Origin of the sequence: Streptomyces sp. NPDC000151 (assembly GCF_040301705.1) — a bacterium.
Lineage (GTDB): Bacteria > Actinomycetota > Actinomycetes > Streptomycetales > Streptomycetaceae > Streptomyces.
This window is the reverse complement of sequence record NZ_JBEPFC010000011.1, coordinates 16099-35468: the sequence shown is the minus strand read 5'-3', so window position 1 is coordinate 35468 and position 19370 is coordinate 16099. Positions and strand designations below refer to the sequence as shown.

At 71.7% G+C, this 19370-nt stretch carries 19 protein-coding genes; 3 read left to right on the top strand and 16 right to left on the bottom strand.

From position 1 onward, the window contains the following. Positions 1 to 8 precede the first annotated feature (8 nt). Positions 9 to 1538, top strand: a complete 1530-nt coding sequence (locus tag ABT381_RS05900; RefSeq protein ID WP_351588294.1) for a helix-turn-helix domain-containing protein — start codon at positions 9 to 11, stop codon at positions 1536 to 1538. Positions 1539 to 1680: 142 nt separating this feature from the next. Beyond that, the gene (locus ABT381_RS05895) at positions 1681 to 2310 is read left to right on the top strand and encodes a hypothetical protein (protein ID WP_351588292.1); all 630 of its coding nucleotides are present in this window, start codon (positions 1681 to 1683) and stop codon (positions 2308 to 2310) included. Positions 2311 to 2340: 30 nt separating this feature from the next. Here ABT381_RS05895 and ABT381_RS05890 read toward each other — a convergent pair whose 3' ends face one another. From ABT381_RS05890 to ABT381_RS05855, 8 genes are all read right to left on the bottom strand, one after another. Next, a complete protein-coding gene (locus tag ABT381_RS05890; RefSeq protein ID WP_351588290.1) occupies positions 2341 to 2817 on the bottom strand; it encodes a shikimate kinase in 477 nt (158 codons plus the stop codon). Between the two features lie 47 nt (positions 2818 to 2864). Further along, a complete protein-coding gene (gene aroC, locus ABT381_RS05885; RefSeq protein WP_351588288.1) occupies positions 2865 to 4049 on the bottom strand; it encodes a chorismate synthase in 1185 nt (394 codons plus the stop codon). Next, the gene (gene tkt, locus ABT381_RS05880; RefSeq protein ID WP_351588286.1) at positions 4046 to 6190 is read right to left on the bottom strand and encodes a transketolase; all 2145 of its coding nucleotides are present in this window, start codon (positions 6188 to 6190) and stop codon (positions 4046 to 4048) included. Before tkt ends, aroC begins: the two co-directional genes overlap by 4 nt. Next, the gene (metF, locus tag ABT381_RS05875; RefSeq protein ID WP_351588283.1) at positions 6187 to 7098 is read right to left on the bottom strand and encodes a methylenetetrahydrofolate reductase [NAD(P)H]; all 912 of its coding nucleotides are present in this window, start codon (positions 7096 to 7098) and stop codon (positions 6187 to 6189) included. The genes tkt and metF overlap by 4 nt, the downstream gene beginning before the upstream one ends. Further along, a complete protein-coding gene (locus ABT381_RS05870) occupies positions 7095 to 8084 on the bottom strand; it encodes a carbohydrate kinase family protein (protein ID WP_351588280.1) in 990 nt (329 codons plus the stop codon). Before ABT381_RS05870 ends, metF begins: the two co-directional genes overlap by 4 nt. A gap of 1 nt (position 8085) precedes the next feature. Continuing rightward, the gene (gene metK / locus ABT381_RS05865; protein WP_351588277.1) at positions 8086 to 9294 is read right to left on the bottom strand and encodes a methionine adenosyltransferase; all 1209 of its coding nucleotides are present in this window, start codon (positions 9292 to 9294) and stop codon (positions 8086 to 8088) included. A gap of 148 nt (positions 9295 to 9442) precedes the next feature. Beyond that, complete coding sequence (locus ABT381_RS05860; RefSeq protein ID WP_351588274.1) at positions 9443 to 10525, bottom strand: IS701 family transposase; 1083 nt, start codon at positions 10523 to 10525, stop codon at positions 9443 to 9445. Positions 10526 to 10735: 210 nt separating this feature from the next. After that, positions 10736 to 11920 (bottom strand): MFS transporter, encoded by a 1185-nt coding sequence (locus tag ABT381_RS05855; protein WP_351588412.1) that lies wholly within the window; start codon positions 11918 to 11920, stop codon positions 10736 to 10738. Between ABT381_RS05855 and ABT381_RS05850 the strand changes: the two genes are divergently transcribed. Further along, entirely contained in the window at positions 11871 to 12089 is a 219-nt protein-coding gene (locus ABT381_RS05850) for a hypothetical protein (protein ID WP_351588423.1), read from the top strand. The genes ABT381_RS05855 and ABT381_RS05850 overlap by 50 nt on opposite strands. A 24-nt stretch (positions 12090 to 12113) precedes the next feature. On the opposite strand, the gene ABT381_RS05845 is transcribed toward ABT381_RS05850, so the two are convergent. The 8 genes from ABT381_RS05845 to ABT381_RS05810 form a co-directional block, all read right to left on the bottom strand. Continuing rightward, positions 12114 to 12926: a class I SAM-dependent methyltransferase gene (locus ABT381_RS05845; protein WP_351588271.1), complete on the bottom strand. Its 813-nt coding sequence runs from the start codon at positions 12924 to 12926 to the stop codon at positions 12114 to 12116. A gap of 44 nt (positions 12927 to 12970) precedes the next feature. Continuing rightward, on the bottom strand, positions 12971 to 13339 hold the full coding sequence (locus ABT381_RS05840; RefSeq protein ID WP_351588268.1) for a YybH family protein: 369 nt from the start codon (positions 13337 to 13339) through the stop codon (positions 12971 to 12973). A gap of 20 nt (positions 13340 to 13359) precedes the next feature. Next, entirely contained in the window at positions 13360 to 13740 is a 381-nt protein-coding gene (locus ABT381_RS05835; RefSeq protein ID WP_351588266.1) for a nuclear transport factor 2 family protein, read from the bottom strand. A gap of 170 nt (positions 13741 to 13910) precedes the next feature. Continuing rightward, the gene (gene phzG, locus ABT381_RS05830) at positions 13911 to 14546 is read right to left on the bottom strand and encodes a phenazine biosynthesis FMN-dependent oxidase PhzG (RefSeq protein ID WP_351588263.1); all 636 of its coding nucleotides are present in this window, start codon (positions 14544 to 14546) and stop codon (positions 13911 to 13913) included. Positions 14547 to 14683: 137 nt separating this feature from the next. Further along, on the bottom strand, positions 14684 to 15520 hold the full coding sequence (locus tag ABT381_RS05825) for a PhzF family phenazine biosynthesis protein (protein ID WP_351588260.1): 837 nt from the start codon (positions 15518 to 15520) through the stop codon (positions 14684 to 14686). Positions 15521 to 15574: 54 nt separating this feature from the next. After that, complete coding sequence (locus ABT381_RS05820) at positions 15575 to 17470, bottom strand: anthranilate synthase family protein (protein WP_351588257.1); 1896 nt, start codon at positions 17468 to 17470, stop codon at positions 15575 to 15577. Beyond that, a complete protein-coding gene (locus ABT381_RS05815) occupies positions 17467 to 18090 on the bottom strand; it encodes an isochorismatase family protein (RefSeq protein WP_351588254.1) in 624 nt (207 codons plus the stop codon). The genes ABT381_RS05820 and ABT381_RS05815 overlap by 4 nt, the downstream gene beginning before the upstream one ends. Before the next feature lie 74 nt (positions 18091 to 18164). After that, on the bottom strand, positions 18165 to 19337 hold the full coding sequence (locus tag ABT381_RS05810) for a 3-deoxy-7-phosphoheptulonate synthase (protein WP_351588251.1): 1173 nt from the start codon (positions 19335 to 19337) through the stop codon (positions 18165 to 18167). Between the last annotated feature and the right edge of the window lie 33 nt (positions 19338 to 19370).

The window sequence follows — 19370 nt, the reverse complement described above, 5'->3', positions numbered from 1 at the left end:
TTCTCCTCATGGCAGACGACTACCTCGTACGCATCGGCAAGCTCATCCGTGACGCCCGGCAACACCGGGGCTGGACACAGACCCAGCTGGCGGAGGCGCTCGGCACGAGCCAGAGCGCGGTCAACCGCATCGAACGCGGTAATCAGAACATCAGCCTTGAGATGATCGCCCGGATCGGCGAGGCGCTCGACAGTGAAATCGTCTCCCTGGGGTATGCGGGTCCCATGCATCTCCGCGTCGTCGGCGGCCGGCGGCTGTCCGGCAGCATCGACGTCAAGACGAGCAAGAACGCGTGCGTGGCCCTGCTCTGCGCCACGCTGCTGAACGCCGGGCGCACGACGCTGCGGCGGGTCGCCCGCATCGAGGAGGTCTACCGCATCCTCGAGGTCCTCGGCTCCATCGGTGTCCGCACCCGCTGGATCAACGACGGCAACGACCTGGAGATCGTGCCGCCGGCCGAGCTGGACCTCGACGCGATGGACACCGAGGCGGCACGCCGCACCCGCAGCGTCATCATGTTCCTCGGGCCGCTGCTGCACCGCATGGACCACTTCAAGATCCCGTACGCCGGCGGCTGCGACCTCGGTACCCGTACGGTCACCCCGCACATGACCGCGCTGCGCCACTTCGGCCTGGAGGTCACCGCCACCGAGGGCACGTACCACGCGCACGTCGACCGGGCCGTGGCGCCCAAGCGCGCGATCGTACTGACCGAGCGCGGCGACACCGTGACGGAGAACGCGCTGCTCGCCGCCGCCCGGCACGACGGCGTCACGGTCATCCGCAACGCCTCCTCCAACTACATGGTCCAGGACCTGTGCTTCTTCCTGGAGCAGCTGGGCGTACGGGTCGAGGGCATCGGCACCACCACCCTCACCGTGCACGGCGTCGCGCACATCGAGCGGGACGTGGACTACGCGCCGTCGGAGGACCCGGTCGAGGCGATGAGCCTGCTGGCCGCCGCGGTCGTCACCGAGTCCGAGCTGACGATCCGCCGCGTACCCGTCGAATTCCTGGAGATCGAGCTCGCGGTCCTGGAGGAGATGGGCCTGGACCACACCCGCAGCGCGGAGTACACCGCCGACAACGGCCGCACCCGCCTGATCGATCTCACCGTGCGCCCCTCCAAGCTGAGCGCCCCGCTCGACAAGATCCACCCGATGCCGTTCCCGGGCCTGAACATCGACAACGTGCCGTTCTTCGCGGCGATCGCGGCCAGCGCCCAGGGCCAGACCCTCATCCACGACTGGGTCTACGACAACCGCGCGATCTACCTGACGGACCTCAACCGCCTCGGCGCGCAGGTGAAGCTGCTCGACCCGCACCGCGTCCTGGTCGACGGCCCGACCCGCTGGCGCTCGGCGGAGATGATGTGCCCGCCGGCCCTGCGCCCCGCCGTCGTCGTCCTCCTGGCGATGATGGCCGCCGAGGGGACGTCCGTACTCCGCAACGTCTATGTCATCAACCGCGGTTACGAAGACCTCGCCGAGCGGCTCAACTCGCTGGGCGCACAGATCGAGATCTTCCGGGACATCTGACCGACCTTCGGCGGCGGCGGCACGCGCGCTGCGGTGTGCCGCCGCACCGCATTAGCCGTCCGTTAGCGGAACGCCAACGCGATCTTGGAAACTGATTGTCGTCAGGGAGAAAGACGAGAGAACAGAGCAACGGGAGTACACGATGAACACCGCCACCGCCACCAAGCGCTTCCGCAGCCGCGCCGGCCGCCGCATCGCCGCCGCCGTCGTCGCCGCCGCGGCGCTGGGCCTGGGGGCCACGGCGTGCGGGCAGGGCTCCGGGGAGGCGGGCGCCGCCGACTCCTCGGGCTCTTCGGCCGCGACCGACTCGCAGCACTCCTCGGCCTCGCCCCAGCCCACGAGCGGCTCCTCCTCGGACAACTCCGGCCCGCAGGGCCAGGACGGCGGCAAGCCCACCACGGCGCCGCCCGCCGCCGGCACCGGCAGCGAGTCCGCCCCCGCCGGCGGCGGCGTCGCCAACGCGGGCAACCACCGCACGATCGTCGGCAAGCTGGAGTACCTCGCGCCCGGCAAGCTGATCGTCAAGCCCCAGGACGGCGGCACGGACCAGGCGTTCTTCGTCGCCAACGCCACCAAGATCCTCGGCGCGGCCGCGATCTGCTCCGACGACCCCGACGACGGCGTGTCCCTCGGCGACGACGGCTACGGCACCGCGAAGTGCACCGTGGAACAGCTGGAGAAGGCCGCGAAGACCGGCAGCGTGACCGTCCGCGTCACCATGAGCACCAAGTCCGGCGCCGGCGAGACGGTCGAGGAGAAGTACCACCCGTAAGCCCCGGCACCCCGTGGGCCGTTCCCCGACCTACAGAAGCTCCAGTACGCCGAGGACCGCCCGGGCGACCTCTTCGGGGGTGCGGCCGTCGGTGGCCACGACCTCCCGGGCCGCCTCGGCGTACAGGTGCCGGCGCGCCTCCATCAACTCCCGCCACCGGGTGTGCCGGTCGGCGGTGAGCAGAGGGCGGGCCCGGTTCGCGCCGATGCGCTCGACCGCCTCCGCCGCGCCCAGCGACAGATGGACGACCGGGTGCCCGGCGAGCAGCCGGCGGGTCGACCCGTCGAGGATCGCCCCGCCGCCGAGCGCGAGGACCCCCGTGTGCCCGGCCACGGCGGCGGCGACCGCCGCCCGCTCCAGCTCGCGGAAGTACGGCTCGCCCTCGTCCGCGAAGATGTCCGCGATCTCCCGGCCCTGCGCGGCCACGATGTCCGCGTCCGTGTCCCGGAAACCGCAGCCCAGCCGCTCGGCGAGGAGCGCGCCGACCGTCGACTTGCCCGACCCCATCGGCCCGATCAGCACAACCCGCGGACCGCGGACCGTACTTGAGCGGCTCACCGGACCCGCAGGTTGTCGAGGTACGAGCGCACGTTGCGCCGCGTCTCGGGCACGCTGTCGCCGCCGAACTTCTCCGCCACGGCGTCGGCCAGGGTCAGCGCCACCATGGCCTCGGCCACGATCCCGGCAGCCGGCACCGCGCACACATCCGAGCGCTGGTGGTGGGCTTGCGCCGCCTCACCGGTGGCCACATCGATGGTGGCCAGCGCGCGCGGCACGGTCGCGATGGGCTTCATCGCGGCCCGGACGCGCAGGAGTTCGCCGGTGGTCAGGCCGCCCTCGGTGCCACCGGCGCGGCCCGACGCGCGCTTGATGCCGTCGTCGGTCGCCAGGATCTCGTCGTGCGCCTTGGAACCGGGCACCCGGGCGAGATCGAAGCCGTCGCCGACCTCGACGCCCTTGATCGCCTGGATGCCCATCAGGGCACCGGCCAGGCGGGAGTCCAGGCGGCGGTCCCAGTGCACATGGCTACCGAGGCCCACCGGCACGCCGTACGCCAGCACCTCCACCACGCCACCGAGGGTGTCGCCGTCCTTGTGCGCCTGGTCGATCTCCGCGACCATCGCCTTCGACGCCGCCTCGTCCAGGCAGCGCACCGGGTCCGCGTCCAGCTTCGCCACATCGGAGGGCTCCGGGTACACGCCATACGGGGCCTTGGCAGCCGCCAGCTCGACGACGTGGCTGACGATCTCGATGCCCGCCGTCTCCTTCAAGAAGGAGCGGGCCACCGCGCCCAGCGCCACCCGGGCCGCCGTCTCACGCGCCGACGCGCGCTCCAGGATCGGGCGGGCCTCATCGAAGCCGTACTTCTGCATCCCCGCCAGATCCGCATGGCCCGGGCGCGGGCGGGTCAGCGGCGCGTTGCGGGCCAGCTCGGCCAGCTCCGCCTCGTCCACCGGATCGGCCGCCATGACCTTTTCCCACTTGGGCCACTCGGTGTTACCCACCATGATCGCGATGGGCGAACCCAGCGACAGGCCGTGCCGCACGCCACCGAGGAAGGTCACCTCGTCACGCTCGAACTTCATCCGGGCACCGCGGCCATAACCGAGCCGGCGACGGGCCAGGGCGTCCGCCACCATCTCCGTGGTCACGGGGACGCCGGCCGGAAGGCCCTCCAGCGTCGCCACCAGTGCGGGGCCGTGCGACTCCCCCGCCGTCAGCCAGCGCAACCTGCTCAACGGTGCTCCTCCGTCATGTCCCGCTCGCTTCCGCCGCCGAGTGCGGCCAGGGCCGCGGCGGTCACGGCCTCGGCTGTGAAGCCGAATTCGCGGAAGAGGACCTTGCCGTCGGCGGAGGCGCCGAAGTGCTCCAGCGACACGATGCGGCCGGCGTCGCCCACGTACTTGTGCCAGGTCAGGCCGATGCCCGCCTCGACGGCCACGCGGGCCTTGACGGCCGGCGGCAGGACGCTGTCCTTGTACGCCTGGTCCTGCTCCTCGAACCACTCCACGCAGGGCATCGAGACGACGCGCGTCGGGACGCCCGCGGCCTGCAGCCGCTCACGCGCCTCGACGGCGAGCTGCACCTCGGAGCCCGTGCCGAGCAGGATCACCTGCGGCTCGCCGCCCTCGGCCGCCAGCAGGACGTAACCGCCCCTCGCCGCACCTTCGTCAGGCTCGTACGTCGGTACGCCCTGGCGGGTCAGGACCAGGCCGTGCGGGGCGCTCTTGCCGTACTCCTTCGTGGAGCGCTTGAGGATCTCGCGCCAGGCGATCGCGGTCTCGTTGGCGTCGGCCGGGCGGACGACGTTGAGGCCGGGGATGGCGCGGAGGGAGGCGAGGTGTTCCACCGGCTGGTGGGTCGGGCCGTCCTCGCCGAGACCGATGGAGTCGTGGGTCCACACGTAGGTGACCGGCAGGTGCATCAGGGCCGAGAGGCGTACGGCGTTGCGCATGTAGTCGGAGAACACCAGGAAGGTGCCGCCGTAGATGCGGGTGTTGCCGTGCAGCGCGATGCCGTTCATCTCCGCGGCCATGGAGTGCTCGCGGATGCCGTAGTGGATCGTGCGGCCGTAGGGGTCGGCCTCGGGCAGCGGGTTGCCCACCGGCAGGAACGAGGAGTTCTTGTCGATGGTGGTGTTGTTCGAGCCGGCGAGGTCGGCGGAGCCGCCCCACAGCTCGGGAATCACGCCGCCCAGCGCCTGCAGGACTTTGCCCGAGGCTGCGCGCGTCGCGACGCCCTTGCCGGTCTCGAAGACCGGGAGCTTCGCCTCCCAGCCCGTCGGCAGCTCGCCCGCGGTGATCCGGTCGAACTCGGCGGCCCGCGCCGGATTCGCCATGCGCCAGGCGGCCATCGCCTTCTCCCACTCGGCCCTGGCCCGGGCACCGCGGTCCCGTGCGGTCCGGGTGTGGGCGATGACCTCCTCGGAGACCTCGAAGGTCCGCTCAGGGTCGAAGCCCAACACCCGCTTGGTGGCGGCCACTTCCTCGGCACCCAGTGCCGAGCCGTGCGCGGCCTCCGTGTTCTGCGCGTGCGGGGCCGGCCAGGCGATGATCGAGCGCATCGCGATCAGCGACGGGCGGTCCGTTACCGCCTTCGCGGCCTGGATCGCGGCGTACAGGGCGGCCGGGTCCAGGTCGCCGTTGGACTTCGGCGCCACGCGCTGGACGTGCCAGCCGTACGCCTCGTACCGCAGAGCGGTGTCCTCGGAGATGGCGGTCTCGGTGTCGCCCTCGATCGAGATGTGGTTGTCGTCCCACAGCATGATCAGGTTGCCGAGCTTCTGGTGCCCGGCCATGGACGACGCCTCGGCGGAGATGCCCTCCTGCAGGCAGCCGTCGCCGGCGATGGCGTAGATGTGGTGGTCGAACGGCGAGGTGCCGGGGGCGGCGTCCGGGTCGAACAGGCCGCGCTCGTACCGGGCGGCCATCGCCATGCCCACTGCGTTGGCCACGCCCTGGCCCAGCGGGCCGGTGGTGGTCTCGACACCCACGGTGTGGCCGTACTCCGGGTGACCCGGGGTCTTGGAACCCCAGGTACGGAAGGCCATCAAGTCCTCCAGCTCCAGGCCGAAACCGGCCAGGTAGAGCTGGATGTAGAGGGTCAGGGACGAGTGGCCGGCGGACAGCACGAACCGGTCACGGCCGGTCCAGTCCGGGTCGGCGGGGTCGTGCCGCATGACCTTCTGGAAAAGGGTGTACGCGGCAGGGGCCAGGCTCATCGCCGTGCCCGGGTGGCCGTTACCGACCTTCTGCACGGCGTCGGCGGCCAGCACACGGGCGGTGTCGACCGCCCGCTGGTCCAGTGCGGACCACTCGAAGCCCAGGGGGAGCAGCGGAGGCAGCGGGCCGACGCAGGGCAGGGAAAGTGACGTGGTCATAGGTGAGTCGTCTCCAGGCGGAGGCGGCGGTGGATGTCGAGGGCCGCGGTGGAGTGGTTGAGGGTGATGTAGTGCAGGCCCGGCGCGCCCTCGTCGAGGAGGTGCTGGGCCAGTTCGGTGGCGTGGTCGACGCCGATGCGGTGGGAGTCCCCGGGGGCGTGCCGCGCGGCACGCAGCCGGCGGGCGAGGCCGGTCGGGAAGGTGGCGTTGCTCAGTTCGGCGAAGCGGCTGATCTGGTCGTACCGGGTGGCGGGCATGATCTCCGGGATGACCGGAGTGTCGCAGCCGGCGGCGGCCAGCCGGTCGCGCAGCCGGAAGTAGTCCTCGGCGCTGAAGAACATCTGGGTGATGGCGTAGTCCGCGCCCGCCCGGCACTTGGCGACGAAGTGGCGGATGTCGGTGTCCCAGTCGGGCGAGCGGGGGTGCCGCTCGGGGAACGCGGCGACGCCGATGCTGAAGTCGCCCAGGTCGCGTACGAGCCGTACCAGGTCCGCCGCGTGGTCGAGGCCGTCGGGGTGCCGGGTCCACGGGCCACGGGGGTCACCGGGCGGATCACCGCGCAGGGCCAGTACGTCGCGGATGCCGGCGTCGGCGTAGCGCCCGATGATCCGGCGGAGTTCGGCCGTCGAGTGGCCGACCGCGGTGAGGTGGGCGACCGGGCGCAGGGTGGTGTGCTCCGCGATGCGCTGGGTGAGGTCGGTGGTCCGTTCCCGCGAGGACCCGCCCGCCCCGTAGGTCACGGAGACGAAGGCCGGGTCGACGGCCTCGATCCGGCGCAGGGCCTGCCACAGCACCCGCTCGCCCTGGTCGGTCCGGGGCGGGAAGAACTCGAAGGAGTACGAGCGGTGGCCGGCCGCGATCAGCTCGGCCGGGCCGGGGCGGGCTGCGGGCAGCGTGAGCACGCTCATCGGTGCGCCGCCCCCTCTGCGAGCACGGGTGTCGCGGGGTCCGCGGCGCCCGGGTAGGCGGTGCGGTGCAGTGCGCGCACGCCCTCGGGTGTGGGGGTGTACGTCTGGGTCCCCACGGCCGACAGGGCGAACGAGGCCATCACCGATCCGGTCTGCGCGCAGCGCACGGGGTCGCGCCCCGCGGCGAGGGAACCCAGGTATCCGGCGCGGAAGGCGTCGCCGACGCCGGTCGGGTCGGCGACGACGTCCGTGGGGACGGCCGGGACTTCCGCCACCGGTTCGCCGTCGCGTTCGATGCGGCTGCCCTTCTCGCCGAGCGTGGTGATCCATGTGCCGACCCGCCGCAGCACCTCGGCGTGGGTCCAGCCGGTCTTGCGCAGCAGCAGTTCGTGTTCGTACTCGTTGGTGAACAGCAGCGTCGCCCCGTCGGCGAGTTCGCGGATCTCGGGGCCTTCGAGGCGGGCCAGCTGCTGGGCCGGGTCGGCGGCGTAGGGGATGCCGAGGGCGCGGCAGGCCCGGGTGTGGCGGAGCATCGCGGCCGGGGCGTCGGCGCCGATCAGCACGAGGTCGGCGCCGCCGCGCGGGCCGAGCACGGCGGCGAGGTCGATGTCGGCGGCCTCGGCCATCGCGCCCGCGTAGAAGGAGGCGAGCTGGTTGCCGTCCGGGTCGGTGGTGCACAGGAAGCGGGCCGTGTGCCGGGTACCGGAGACGCGCACCCCGGAGGTGTCCACGCCGAGCTCGGCGAGGCGGCGGCCCTGGTCCCGGAAGTCCGCGCCGACCGCCGCGACGAGGAGGGGGCGGTGGCCGAGGCGGGCCAGGCCGTAGGCGATGTTGGCGGCGACGCCGCCTTCCCGGATCTCCAGGGTGTCGACGAGGAACGACAGGGAGACCCTGTCCAGCTTGTCGGCCAGCAATTGGTCGCTGATGCGTCCGGGGAAGGTCATGAGGTGGTCGGTGGCGACCGATCCGGCGATGACGATCCGCACGTCAGGCCTCCGCGGCGGTGCGCAGCGCGGCGGCGCGGTCGGTGCGCTCCCACGTGAAGTCCGGGAGGGCGCGGCCGAAGTGGCCGTAGGCGGCGGTCGCCGCGTAGATGGGGCGGAGCAGGTCCAGGTCGCGGATGATGGCGGCCGGGCGCAGGTCGAAGACCTCGGTGATGGCCTTCTCGATGCGGTCCTGCGGGACGGTCGCGGTGCCGAAGGTCTCCACGAACAGGCCGACCGGCTCGGCCTTGCCGATCGCGTACGCGACCTGCACCTCGCAGCGCGCGGCCAGCCCGGCCGCCACCACGTTCTTCGCGACCCAGCGCATCGCGTACGCCGCCGAACGGTCCACCTTGGACGGGTCCTTGCCCGAGAAGGCGCCGCCGCCGTGCCGGGCCATGCCGCCGTACGTGTCGATGATGATCTTGCGGCCGGTCAGGCCCGCGTCCCCCATCGGGCCGCCGATCTCGAAGCGGCCCGTCGGGTTCACCAGGAGCCGGTAGCCGTCGGTCTCCAGCTTGATGCCCTCGTCGGCCAGGGCCGCCAGCTCGTGCTCGACGACGTGCTCGCGGATGTCGGGGGTGAGGAGCGTCTGCAGGTCGATGTCCGCCGCGTGCTGCGAGGAGACGACGACCGTGTCCAGGCGGACCGCCCTGTCGCCGTCGTACTCGATGGTGACCTGGGTCTTTCCGTCCGGGCGCAGGTACGGGAGCGTGCCGTCCTTGCGCACCTCGGAGAGGCGGCGCGACAGCCGGTGCGCCAGGTGGATCGGCAGCGGCATCAGCTCGGGCGTCTCGTCGGTGGCGTAGCCGAACATCAGGCCCTGGTCGCCCGCGCCCTGGCGGTCCAGCTCGTCCGTCTCGCCCGCCACCCGCCGCTCGTACGCCGTGTCGACGCCCTGCGCAATGTCCGGCGACTGCGCGCCGATGGACACCGAGATGCCGCACGAGGCGCCGTCGAACCCCTTGGCCGACGAGTCGTAGCCGATCTCCAGAATCTTCTGCCGGACGAGGGTCGCGATGTCCGCGTACGCCTTCGTGGTGACCTCGCCGGCGACGTGGACGAGGCCGGTGGTGATCAGCGTCTCCACGGCGACCCGGGAGACCGGGTCCGCCCGCAGCAGCGCGTCGAGGATCGTGTCGCTGATCTGATCAGCGATCTTGTCGGGATGCCCCTCGGTCACGGATTCCGAGGTGAACAGACGGCGGGACATGGCACTCCTAGACCAGAGGAACCGGTGAAAGTCCGGTGGAAGTGGTGCGGCGGCCACACGATGGGCGGCTGCGGCGGAAAAGGCGGGGGCGCGGGACTGTGGCGGCGAGGGCCGCACGCCGCGCCGGCCGCGACTGGCTCGACGCTAGTCACACCCGATCGGCAACACCAGGAAAAGGTGCAGACTCTGTCACAAGCGAGGACGAGGGGCGGTTGTCCGCCGGGGCGGCCGCACGAGCCGTGTGGGCCGCCGCGTGTGCCGCGTGTGCCACCGAGACGAGCGTCATATGGCGGTGCCAGCCGTCGAAGGTGCGGCCCGTGAAGTCCCGCGCGCCGAGCGGGTCGGTGACCTGCGCGAACGACGCGTCCACCGCGCGCGCCGACGCCGCCAGGGCCGTCAGCTCCGGGGTGCCGGCGTCCCGCAGGTTGGTGAGCCAGACCTCGTCGGGCCACGGCTCCGTCCCCGTACTGCTGCCGAAGAGGAGCAGGCCGTCGTCGGAGGCGGCGCGCGCGCCGAGCGGGTCGCCGGGGTCGGCCTTCACGAGGAACGGCAGCCGAGCGGCACGCAGGTGCCGGACCGCCGCGGCCACGTCGACGCCGTCCACGGCCAACACCACCGGCGCGCCCGGCAGTTGCCCCTCCGCGTCATCCATCAGGCCGCTGTACGCGCCGATCGCGCACTCCGTCGGGGTCTCGGGGCGGCTCCCGTCGGGGATCGACGTCCGGGCCCGCCGCTCCGGGTCGTCCGTCCATGTACGGGGCAGCAGCAGCCGCCAGTTGACGGGCCGGCATTCCGTACCGGACACGGCCCAGAGGCCGACGGCGTACTGCACGTTGAGCGAGTGACCGAGGGCCGGTACGTGGCGGCGGTGGACGCCCACCATGCTGGTGCCCTCCTTCGGCGCCAGTACCGTGCGCAGCACCCACGCGTCGGGCGGCACCGGGGCGGTCGCCCGGGCGGCCAGGGCGCGCCGGACCGGCATCCAGTCCCAGGTGGAGCAGCTGACGAAATGGTGCAGGCGCTGTTCCAGGGTGGGCCCGCCGCCCAGGCAGGCCGCCATGTTCCGGAAGGACCGGCGGCCCTCGGTGGCGAGCAGCCCCTCGACGTACTTCACGAACCGCTCGCGCTGGTCGCTGCGGGGCAGCGAGGCGAACAGCGGGGCGCACAGGGTCTGCAGCGCGTCGACGGCCGGCCGGCACCCGCTCGCCTCGCGCAACGCGGCACTACTCACGGACTCCCCCAGGTGCAACGGATGGGTTCGGACACAGGCTCCGAAGGTTCTGGACAGGTGGTACGCACCCCCACGTCCCACAAGCCCGTGCCCGTGTGCGCCTCTCCGGTCGGAGTGGGCGCTCACGGCCACGGGCAGTGGCCTGCGGGATCCCGGCGGTCGCCCGGCCGCGCGAGCGGGGGTTCCCGCGGGGCCGGTCCGGGATCCCGGTCAGGCGGCCGCGGGCTCCGCCTTCTTGGTCCGGAAGGCTCCGGACCCGGCGAAGACCAGCGCGGCGATCACGAGGGCCGCCACGGTGAATCCGGAGACTCCGTGGAAGCCGTCGAAGTGGGAGAGCAGGATGCCGCCCACGAAGCCGCCGATCGTGGTTCCGACGTACAGCGCGGTCGTCGCGAGCGAGGAGACCGTGCCGCGGGCCGCGGTGGTCCGGGAGAGCAGCATGGCCATGAAGATCGGGTAGTTCAGGCCGAGCACGGCGGAGCCGAGGGCCAGGAAGGTGATCGCGGTGGCCAGGTTGGGGGCGAACGGCACGGCGGCGTAGATGACGATGAGCGCCACGAACGCCCAGGCGAGCGTGCGCGCCTCACCCAGCCGCTTGATGAGGTGGTTGCCGAAGATCGAGGTGATCGCCATGCCCACGCCCAGCGCCATCATCGCGGCGCCGATCGCGGTGACGCCCAGCCCGAAGTCCTTGGCGAGCCAGGACCCGATGAACGAGATGGTCTCGAACACGCCGGTCTGGTACGCGAGGTAGCCCACGAGGTACCAGGTGAACGTGCGGGAGCGGAACAGACCCGCGTACACCGAGAAGAAGCCGCCGCCGGCCGACGGCGCGGCGGGCACGGACGGGAAGACCCGGAACAGCAGGACCCAGACGACGGCGGAGAGCCCGGCGACCGCGAAGAACGGCACGTGCCAGGAGCTGGCCGCCAGCCAGCCGCCGATCGGGACGCCGACCACCTGCGAGATGGACATGCCGGCGCCCGCCAGGCCCATGGTCTTCACGATGGCGTCCTTGGGCACCAGGACCGGGATGGAGGCCCACAGCTGCGGGGTGACCAGGGCGGCCGACATGCCGGCGAGCACCCGGAAGACGATCATGCCCCAGAAGCCCGGCGCCACTCCGCAGAGCGCGGTTGCGATGGTGAATCCGGCGAAGCCGAGGAGGAGTACGCTGCGCCGGTTCCTGCCGTCCGAGAGGGGGCCGGCCACCAGCGCGAAGAGGGCGAAGCCGAGGGCGTAGGCACTGACCATCCACCCCGACATGCTGGTGGAGACGTCAAAACTGCGGGAAAGCGTGGGAAGCATCGGAGCGACGAGGAAGGTGTCGGTTCCGATCACGAACATGGTCGTGAACGAAAGCCAGGCAATGGCCGTGGCCGATACCTTCTTCACCACTGAGGGCGCGGAGTTTTCCGTGCCGCTCTGTGATTGCGTTGAACTCTGCGTCGAACTCTGCGTTGAACTCATGTTTTCTACACCGCCGTCGAGGGCTGGGATGGGGGGACTCTTCGGCGTCGGCAGCGGCGCCGGAGAAGGGGAAAGTGAGAAGGTGGGAAGGTGAGAAGGTGGGAAGGCGAGAAGGTGTCTACTGCGCGTATCCGTCGGGCTTTTGGCCCCAGGCGCTGTAGACGAAGGTGGAGACATCGGGGGCCGGGTCGCTTTCGACCAGGCGCTGTGCGGCCTCGATCTGTTCGGCGGTCGCGAGACCGGCTTCGACCAGCCGCGGGCCGCTCTGGATCAGTCGGATGCTCAGGAGCCGGTCCTGCACCTCGTCGACGCCGAGGCCGCCCGGGGTGACCGAGAGGCCCACCGCGTCGCAGCCGGCCGCCGCCAGCCGCGCCGGGATGCGCCGCGCCCAGGCCAGGTCGATGCCCTGCCCGGCGAGCGCCTCCAGATAGGCGCCGTGCACCTGCTGCCACACCGGGTACGGGGAGTCGGCGGCGGGCAGGAAGTGAACGTCCTCCAGGACCAGCCAGCCGCCGGGCGCGAGCCACTTCATCGCCCGCTCGACCATTTCCTCGCGCCGCGGCAGGTGCATGAACAGGGCGCGGGCGTGGATCAGGTCGAAGGAGCCGGGCGGGAAGTCGTCGGTGGTGATGTCCGATCCCCGCACCTCCAGACCGGGCGCGCGGCCGGCGTCGATGAACCGGGGGTCGATGTCCACCGCGAGCACCGAGCCGTCGGGCACCCGCTCGGCGAGCCAGTACGCGATGGAGCCCGCGCCGGCGCCCAGTTCCAGGCACCGCCAGTCCGACCGCATCGGCAACTGGGACAAGGCCCGCACCGTTCCGGGGTCGTAGGTCCTCTCCAGCAGCTGGAGCCGCTCCAGTTCGGTGGGCAGATCCTTGCTCAGCAGTCCTGTCGTGTAGGCATCGGCAGGCACAGCGTGTGCGCTCATCGCGCGGATTCCTTTCTGGGGGCGCCAGTCATCGCTGGTGGAGGTCAGGTGGGCTCGCCGAAGTAACCGGACGAGTGCAGGACGCGCAGCCAGGTGCCGTCGGGCTGGCGCCGGGCCACCTGGTAGCGGCCGCGGCTGTTGTCCTCCGGGACGCTGGAGGTCAGGGCGACGTCGCCGAGGCGCAGCGTGGGCAGCGACTGCTCCATCGGGAAGTAGGAGAACTTCGCGAGCATCCCCTCGAACGCCTTCTGTATCGCGTCCCGGCCGACGTGCTCCCGGCCGATGGGGAACGCCATGATCGCGTCCGCTTCGTAGAGCGCCGCCATGCCCTCGGCGTCGCCGGCGTTGGCCAGCTCCACCCACAGCCGCGCCAGGTCCTCCGGCTCCTTGGCCTTTTCCCGCTCGGTGGTCATCGGGGTTTTCTTCCTCTCGTTCAGTCGGAAAGCAGCGCGCGCGGGTCGTACACCGCTCGAATTCTGTTGATCTTTCCGTTCTCGACGTGAATCCAGTTCGCGACGGGAGTGGGCGGGGCGATGGTGGTGTGCAGGGTGAACCACGTGACCACGTCGGCGCCCGAAACGAAGACCCGCTCCACGGCGAGGTCCGTCGTCACCGGCGACATGCGCTCCAGGGATTCCCGGCACGCGTCCGGATCGTCGAGCCGGGCCAGCGGTCCTACGTACTCGAATTCATCGGCCAGGAATGATCGCAAGGTGTCGAATTCTTTGCCGCGCCAGGCCGCGATATAGGCCGCCGCTATCTTCTCGGCCGCTCCCGCTCCTGCTTCTTCGGTTTCCTCAAGCTTTTCGCTCACTCAGGAAATTGTGCGCCAGCGGCCCACGCGCTGCGACGGTCCGGGCGGCACTATGTCAAGTCGTCAGCGGGGGCCTGCGCGGGGCCGCGGCGACGTTCAACGGCGTTCGGCAACGCAAAGCGCCGCGCCGCTGAGCAGCGGCGCGGCGCGGGCGTGCAGCGGAGCGCGGGTCACGGCTGGAGGCGCCGCACCGTCCAGCCCTCGCCGTCCCGGTCGTACCGCAGGCGCTGGTGCACACGGTTCTCGCCGTTGGCCCAGAACTCCACGCCGTCGAACCGCAGCAGATAGGCGACATAGCTCTCCGGGCGCGGCAGCGGTCCGGTGCCGGCGAGCCGGTCGACCTCCGTCTGGAACGCCGCCATGTCGCGCAGCTCCTCGCTCTGCCGCGACGTGACCGACGCGGGGTGCGTGAAGAGGGGCCGCTCGGCCCACTTGGCGTCGGCCACGTCGGGGCCGAGCAGCTCCACCCTGCCGCTGACGCTGATCTGCTGGCTGGTCTCGCGCCAGTACAGGACGCCCGAGGCCCACGGGTTCTCGGTGATCTCGCGGCCCTTCTGGCTGCCCAGGTGCGTGGCGAAGACGATGCCCTCGTCCGTGATCTCGTTCACCGCGACGATCCGCGTCGACGGGCGTCCCCGCTTGTCGGCGGTGGCGAGCGCCAGCGCCTTCGGCTCCCGCACCCCGAGGCGCGCGGCGGTCTCCCACCAGCCGCGGACGATTCCGGCCGGGGAGGCCGGTGGGGTGTCGTACTCGGGGAAGTCGATGTCGATGGTCGCGGTCATCGTTTCCGACCTGCCTGCACTCATTACTGCCTCCTCAGGGTGTGACTTCACGTCGTGACGTCGGTAGTACGTGACGTCGGTAGTTCGTTACGCCGGTAGTTCGTTACGCCGGTAGTTCGTTACGCCGGTAGTTCGTTACGTCGCCTTTTGGGGCCCGGCCGTCAGACCAGGGCCTCGCCTCGGGCGAACAGCGCGCCGCTGCCGCCGACTTCGACGGAGGTGAAGCGGTCGCCGGTGCCCTCGGCGCGCGCCAGCATCAGCGAGGGGCGGCCGATCTCCACGCCCTGGAGGATCTCCACGGGCTGCCCGTGCGTGATCAGGCCGTGCCGGGCGAGGTGCAGGGCGAGGGGTCCGGCCGCGGAACCGGTGGCCGCGTCCTCGACCACCCCGTACGCCGGCGAGAACATCCGGCTGCGCCACTGGGTGCCCTCGCCGGCGAAGCAGTTGGTCGCCATGTCGTCGAACGTGGCGAGCGCCCGGTGGTCGGGGTTGAGCCGCGAGAGCGCCTCGACGCTCTCCAGGCCGACGAAGACGTGCCGGGGACCGTTGCGGTAGATCTCGACCGGCAGGGTCGACTCGCCTACGCCCAGGGCCGCCAGGAGTTCTTCGGCCCGGTCGAACGCCTCCCAGGTGGGGATCGGCTGTTGCATCCGCGCGGCCACCACGTCCCCGTCCCTGCGGTCCAGCTCGAAGGGGATGGTCCCCATCCAGGTCTCCAGGAGCAGCTTGTCCCGGTCGGTCTCCGCGCCCAGGGCGATGGCCGTGCCGAGCATCGGGTGCCCGGCGAAGGGCAGTTCGTTGACCGGCGTGAAGATGCGGATGCGGGCGTCCCCGTCATCGCGCGGCTTGAGCACGAAGGTGGTTTCGGAGAGGTTCATCTCCCGGGCCATGCGCTGCATGCGTTCGGCGGGCAGATCGTCGGCGTCGAAGAAGACGGCGACGGGATTGCCGCGCAGGGGTTCCTCGGCGAAGGCGTCCACGACGACGTATCGGTGCATGAGGTTCTCTCCAACCGGGCGGAGTACAAAGGAACTTGGGTGGGGGGTGCGGGCTCAGGAGGTGACGTGCTGCGGCGCTGCCGCGAAGACGTCCCGTACGGCCTGGGCCACGATCCGCGGCCCGTCCTGGGTGAACACGGACTCGGCGTGGAACTGCATGGACGCGAAGTGCGGCCCGCGCAGCGCGTGCACCTCTCCGGTCGCCCGGTCGCGGCTCACCTCGACCGTGCCGACCCCGTCGACCTCGACGCGGTCCTCGTGGCTCACCGCCGCGAAGGTGTTGTAGAAGCCGACTCGTTCGGCGCGGCCGAACAGGTCGATCTCCTTCTGCACGCCCTGGTTGGGGACGTCCCTGCGGCGCAGCCGGAAGCCGAGCCGGAGGCTGAGCGCCTGGTGGCTGAGGCACACGGCGAGGAACGGCCGCCGGTCGCGCAGCAGGGTGTCGACGGCCGTGCGCAGGTGCGCCATCTTCGGGTGGGCCGACGCGCTCGGGTCGCCCGGCCCCGGGCCCATGACCACGAGGTCGTACCCGTCGAGGGAGTACGTCTCGTCGAAGCGCCGCACAGTCACCGCGAGGCCCAGCGAGCGGAGCTGCCCGGCGATCATGGCGGTGAAGGTGTCCTCGGCGTCGATGACGAGGACCTCGCGGCCGGCGAGGCCGGGCTCCGGCCGCAGCCGCCGGCCGATGTCGCTCAGCCAGAAGCCGGCGATGGTGTCGTTCCTGCTGCCCAGGGCGGCGCGGACCGTGGGGTGTTCTGCGAAGCGGGTGACCGCGGGCACTTCCAGGGCGGCGATCAGCCCTGCGGCCTTGGCGCGGGTCTCGGCGGCCTCGGCCGCCGGGTCGGAGTGGCGTACGAGCGTGGCGCCGACCCCGATCCGCAGTCGCCCCGTGGCGGAGATGTCCGCGGTGCGGATGAGGATGGCCGAGTCGAGCGAGCGCGCGCCGTGCTCGTCGCGGCTGATCAGGGCGGCGACCCCGCTGTAGTAGCCGCGCCCCTGCGGCTCGTAGCGGTCGATGACCCGGCAGGCGTTCTCCAGCGGGCTGCCGGTGACCGTGGGCGCGAACAGGGTCTCGCGCAGGACGTCGCGCACGTCCCGGTCGGTGCGCCCCTCGATGAAGTACTCGGTGTGCGCGACGCTGCCCATTTCCTTGAGGTAGGGGCCGACGACCCGGCCGCCCTCGGGGCAGATCTGGGCCATCATCTTCAGTTCCTCGTCGACGACCATGTACAGCTCGTCGGTCTCCTTGCGGTCGGCGAGGAAGTCCATGATCCCGGGCAGTTCGGGGCCGGACGGCGGGTAGCGGTACGTGCCGCTGATCGGGTTCATGACGGCGACGCCGTCGCGGAGGCTGATGTGCCGCTCGGGTGAGGCGCCGACGAAGGTGCGGTCGCCGGTGTGGATGACGAACGTCCAGTAGGCGCCGGTCTCCCGCTCCCACAGGCGCCGGAAGAGGGCCAGGGCGCTGCGCGGTCCGAAGTCGCTGATGTCGGCGACGAACGAGCGCTTGAGGACGAAGTTGGCGCCCTCGCCCTCACCGATGGCCTCGGCGATGACCTTGCGGACGGTCTCGGCGTACTCCTCGTCGTCCACGTCGAAGTGGGCGTCGCGCAGTTCGGTCGGCACATCGCCGATGCGGGCGGCCGCGTCCTCGACGCGGACGGTCTCCTGGCCGGTGACGGTCAGGGCGATCAGGGGCGCCCCGTCGTCGGCCGCGGTGAATCCGCGTTCGGCGATCTGCCGGTAAGGGATGACGGTCAGGACCTCGTGGCGCACCCCGGTGGCAGGCGCGGGACCGTCCGGCAGTGGGATCTGTGCCAGCGACTCCGGGTAGGACACCTCGCCGACCAGGACATCCAGGTGTCCGGGGCCGGTCGTCTCGGGCCGGTGCAGCAGGGCGAACGGCCCCGGTTCCGGGCCCAGGATCCGGTCGAGGAGACCCGCGTTCACGCCAGTACCTCCTTGGCGGTGAGGACCGTGGCGCAGCGCTCGGCGGCGTACCGGAGTGCCAGGTGGTGGTACTCCGCCGAGAAGTCGGCGACGGCGTCGGCGACCAGGAACGGCTGGATGTCGTGGCTGAACGCCTCGACCGCCGACATCAGGACCCCGACGTGTGCGTACACGCCGCACACGATCAGCTGGTCCCGCCCGGCGGCCCGCATCCTCTCCAGCAGGTCGGAGCGGAAGAAGGCGCTGTAGCGCCACTTGGTGAGCCGCCAGTCCTCGGGTCCGGGTGCCAGTTCGTCGACGACCTCGCGGTCGGCGGGGTCGGTGCGCATGCCCGGCCCCCAGAAGTCCTTGAGCAGACCGCGCTGCCGGTCGTCCATACCGCCGGGCTGGGCGGTGTAGGCGGCCGGGACGCCGTGCGCGGCGCTCCACCGCCGCACCAGCGCGGCGTTGGCGACGAGCTCGGTGCGCAGGGGCTCCGGGAAGGGCTCGAGGAAGTACCGCTGCATGTCGTGGACCAGCAGGACGGCGCGGGCCGGGTCGATGGTCCAGCGGGCGGTGTTGGCGGGCAGCTCACCCGCGGTGGGCAGTGCGTAGGGTTCGATGGGCGGTATGCCGGGCATGGCCCTGACCTCCAGCTTCTGATGTCGGGAAGGGGTCGGCCGGTGCAGTCGGCCGGTGCAGTCGGCCGTTCCGGTCAGCCGTTCCAGGCCGAGACCACGTCGACGGCCTGCCACGGGTTCAGGCGCGGGTCGCAGCGGCTGGTGTACTTCTCGCCGACCCGGGCGAGGCCGGCCTGATCGGTGGCGCACTCGGTGACGTCGTCCGGCGTGGTCTCCAGGTGCAGGCCGCCGGCGATGCCCCCGCCGGCGAGCACGGCCTGCTGGAAGTCGCGCACCTCGCGCGCGACCGTCGCCACCATGCGGGTCTTGTGGCCGTCCGGGGCCGAGACGGTGTTGCCGTGCATCGGGTCGGTCAGCCAGATCACCGGGTGGCCCGCGGCGCGGACCGCCTCGACGAGCGGGGGCAGCCGGTCGGCGACCAGGTCGGCGCCCATGCGGGCGATCAGCGTGAGCCGGCCGGGGTCACGGCCGGGGTCGAGGCGCTCGCACAGGGCCAGCAGTTCCTCGGGCGTCATGCCCGGGCCGACCTTGCAGGCGACTGGGTTGAACACCTGGGCGAGCAGGGCGACATGGGCGCCCTCCACCTGACGGGTCCGCTCCCCGATCCACGGCAGGTGCGTGGAGCCGAGGTAGCTCCCGCCGTGCTCGTCCCGGCGCAGCATCGGCACTTCGTAGTCGAGGAGCAGGGCCTCGTGGCTGGTCCACACCGGTGCCTCGATGCCCTGGCCCTCGGCGCGGCCCTTCCACCCCAGGTGTTCCACGATGTCGTTGGCCGCCATGTACCCGGCGAGGACGCGCAGCGGATCGGGGCGCCGGCTCTCGGCGTCCGGCTCCGGGCCGTTCACCATGTCGCCGCGGTACGAGGGGAGTTCGACCCCGCCGATGCACTCGGTGGCCTTCGAGCGCGGCTTGGCGAACTGGCCCGCTATCCGGCCCACCCTGATGACCGGCTTGTGCGTCGCCATCCGCAGGACGCCCGCCAGCAGGTCCAGGAGCGCGGCCTTGCGGGCCACATAGCCGGGCGTGTGCTCGTTCACGTCCTCGGCGCAGTCCCCGGCCTGCACCACCATGGCTTCGCCGGCGGCGACCCGGGCGAGCAGGGAACGCAGCGTACGGATGTCGTCGGCCCTGGCGAGCGGGGGCCTGGCCTCCAGGGTCTCCCTGACCCGCTGGAGCTGATGCGGGTCGGCCCACTGCGGCTGCTGCAGCGCGGCGCGGGACTCGAAGGCGCGCAGAACGTTTTCCATGTTGCTCTCCAAGGGGGGAAGGGCCGGCTCCGC

Coding starts and splice junctions, on each gene's coding strand:
- ABT381_RS05900 (WP_351588294.1), top strand. CDS start 9: ATGGCAGACGACTACCTCGTACGCATCGGCAAGCTCATCCGTGACGCC.
- ABT381_RS05895 (WP_351588292.1), top strand. CDS start 1,681: ATGAACACCGCCACCGCCACCAAGCGCTTCCGCAGCCGCGCCGGCCGC.
- ABT381_RS05890 (WP_351588290.1), bottom strand. CDS start 2,817: ATGGGGTCGGGCAAGTCGACGGTCGGCGCGCTCCTCGCCGAGCGGCTG.
- tkt (WP_351588286.1), bottom strand. CDS start 6,190: ATGACCACGTCACTTTCCCTGCCCTGCGTCGGCCCGCTGCCTCCGCTG.
- metF (WP_351588283.1), bottom strand. CDS start 7,098: ATGAGCGTGCTCACGCTGCCCGCAGCCCGCCCCGGCCCGGCCGAGCTG.
- metK (WP_351588277.1), bottom strand. CDS start 9,294: ATGTCCCGCCGTCTGTTCACCTCGGAATCCGTGACCGAGGGGCATCCC.
- ABT381_RS05850 (WP_351588423.1), top strand. CDS start 11,871: ATGGTCGTGAACGAAAGCCAGGCAATGGCCGTGGCCGATACCTTCTTC.
- ABT381_RS05845 (WP_351588271.1), bottom strand. CDS start 12,926: ATGAGCGCACACGCTGTGCCTGCCGATGCCTACACGACAGGACTGCTG.
- ABT381_RS05840 (WP_351588268.1), bottom strand. CDS start 13,339: ATGACCACCGAGCGGGAAAAGGCCAAGGAGCCGGAGGACCTGGCGCGG.
- phzG (WP_351588263.1), bottom strand. CDS start 14,546: ATGAGTGCAGGCAGGTCGGAAACGATGACCGCGACCATCGACATCGAC.
- ABT381_RS05825 (WP_351588260.1), bottom strand. CDS start 15,520: ATGCACCGATACGTCGTCGTGGACGCCTTCGCCGAGGAACCCCTGCGC.
- ABT381_RS05815 (WP_351588254.1), bottom strand. CDS start 18,090: ATGCCCGGCATACCGCCCATCGAACCCTACGCACTGCCCACCGCGGGT.
- ABT381_RS05810 (WP_351588251.1), bottom strand. CDS start 19,337: ATGGAAAACGTTCTGCGCGCCTTCGAGTCCCGCGCCGCGCTGCAGCAG.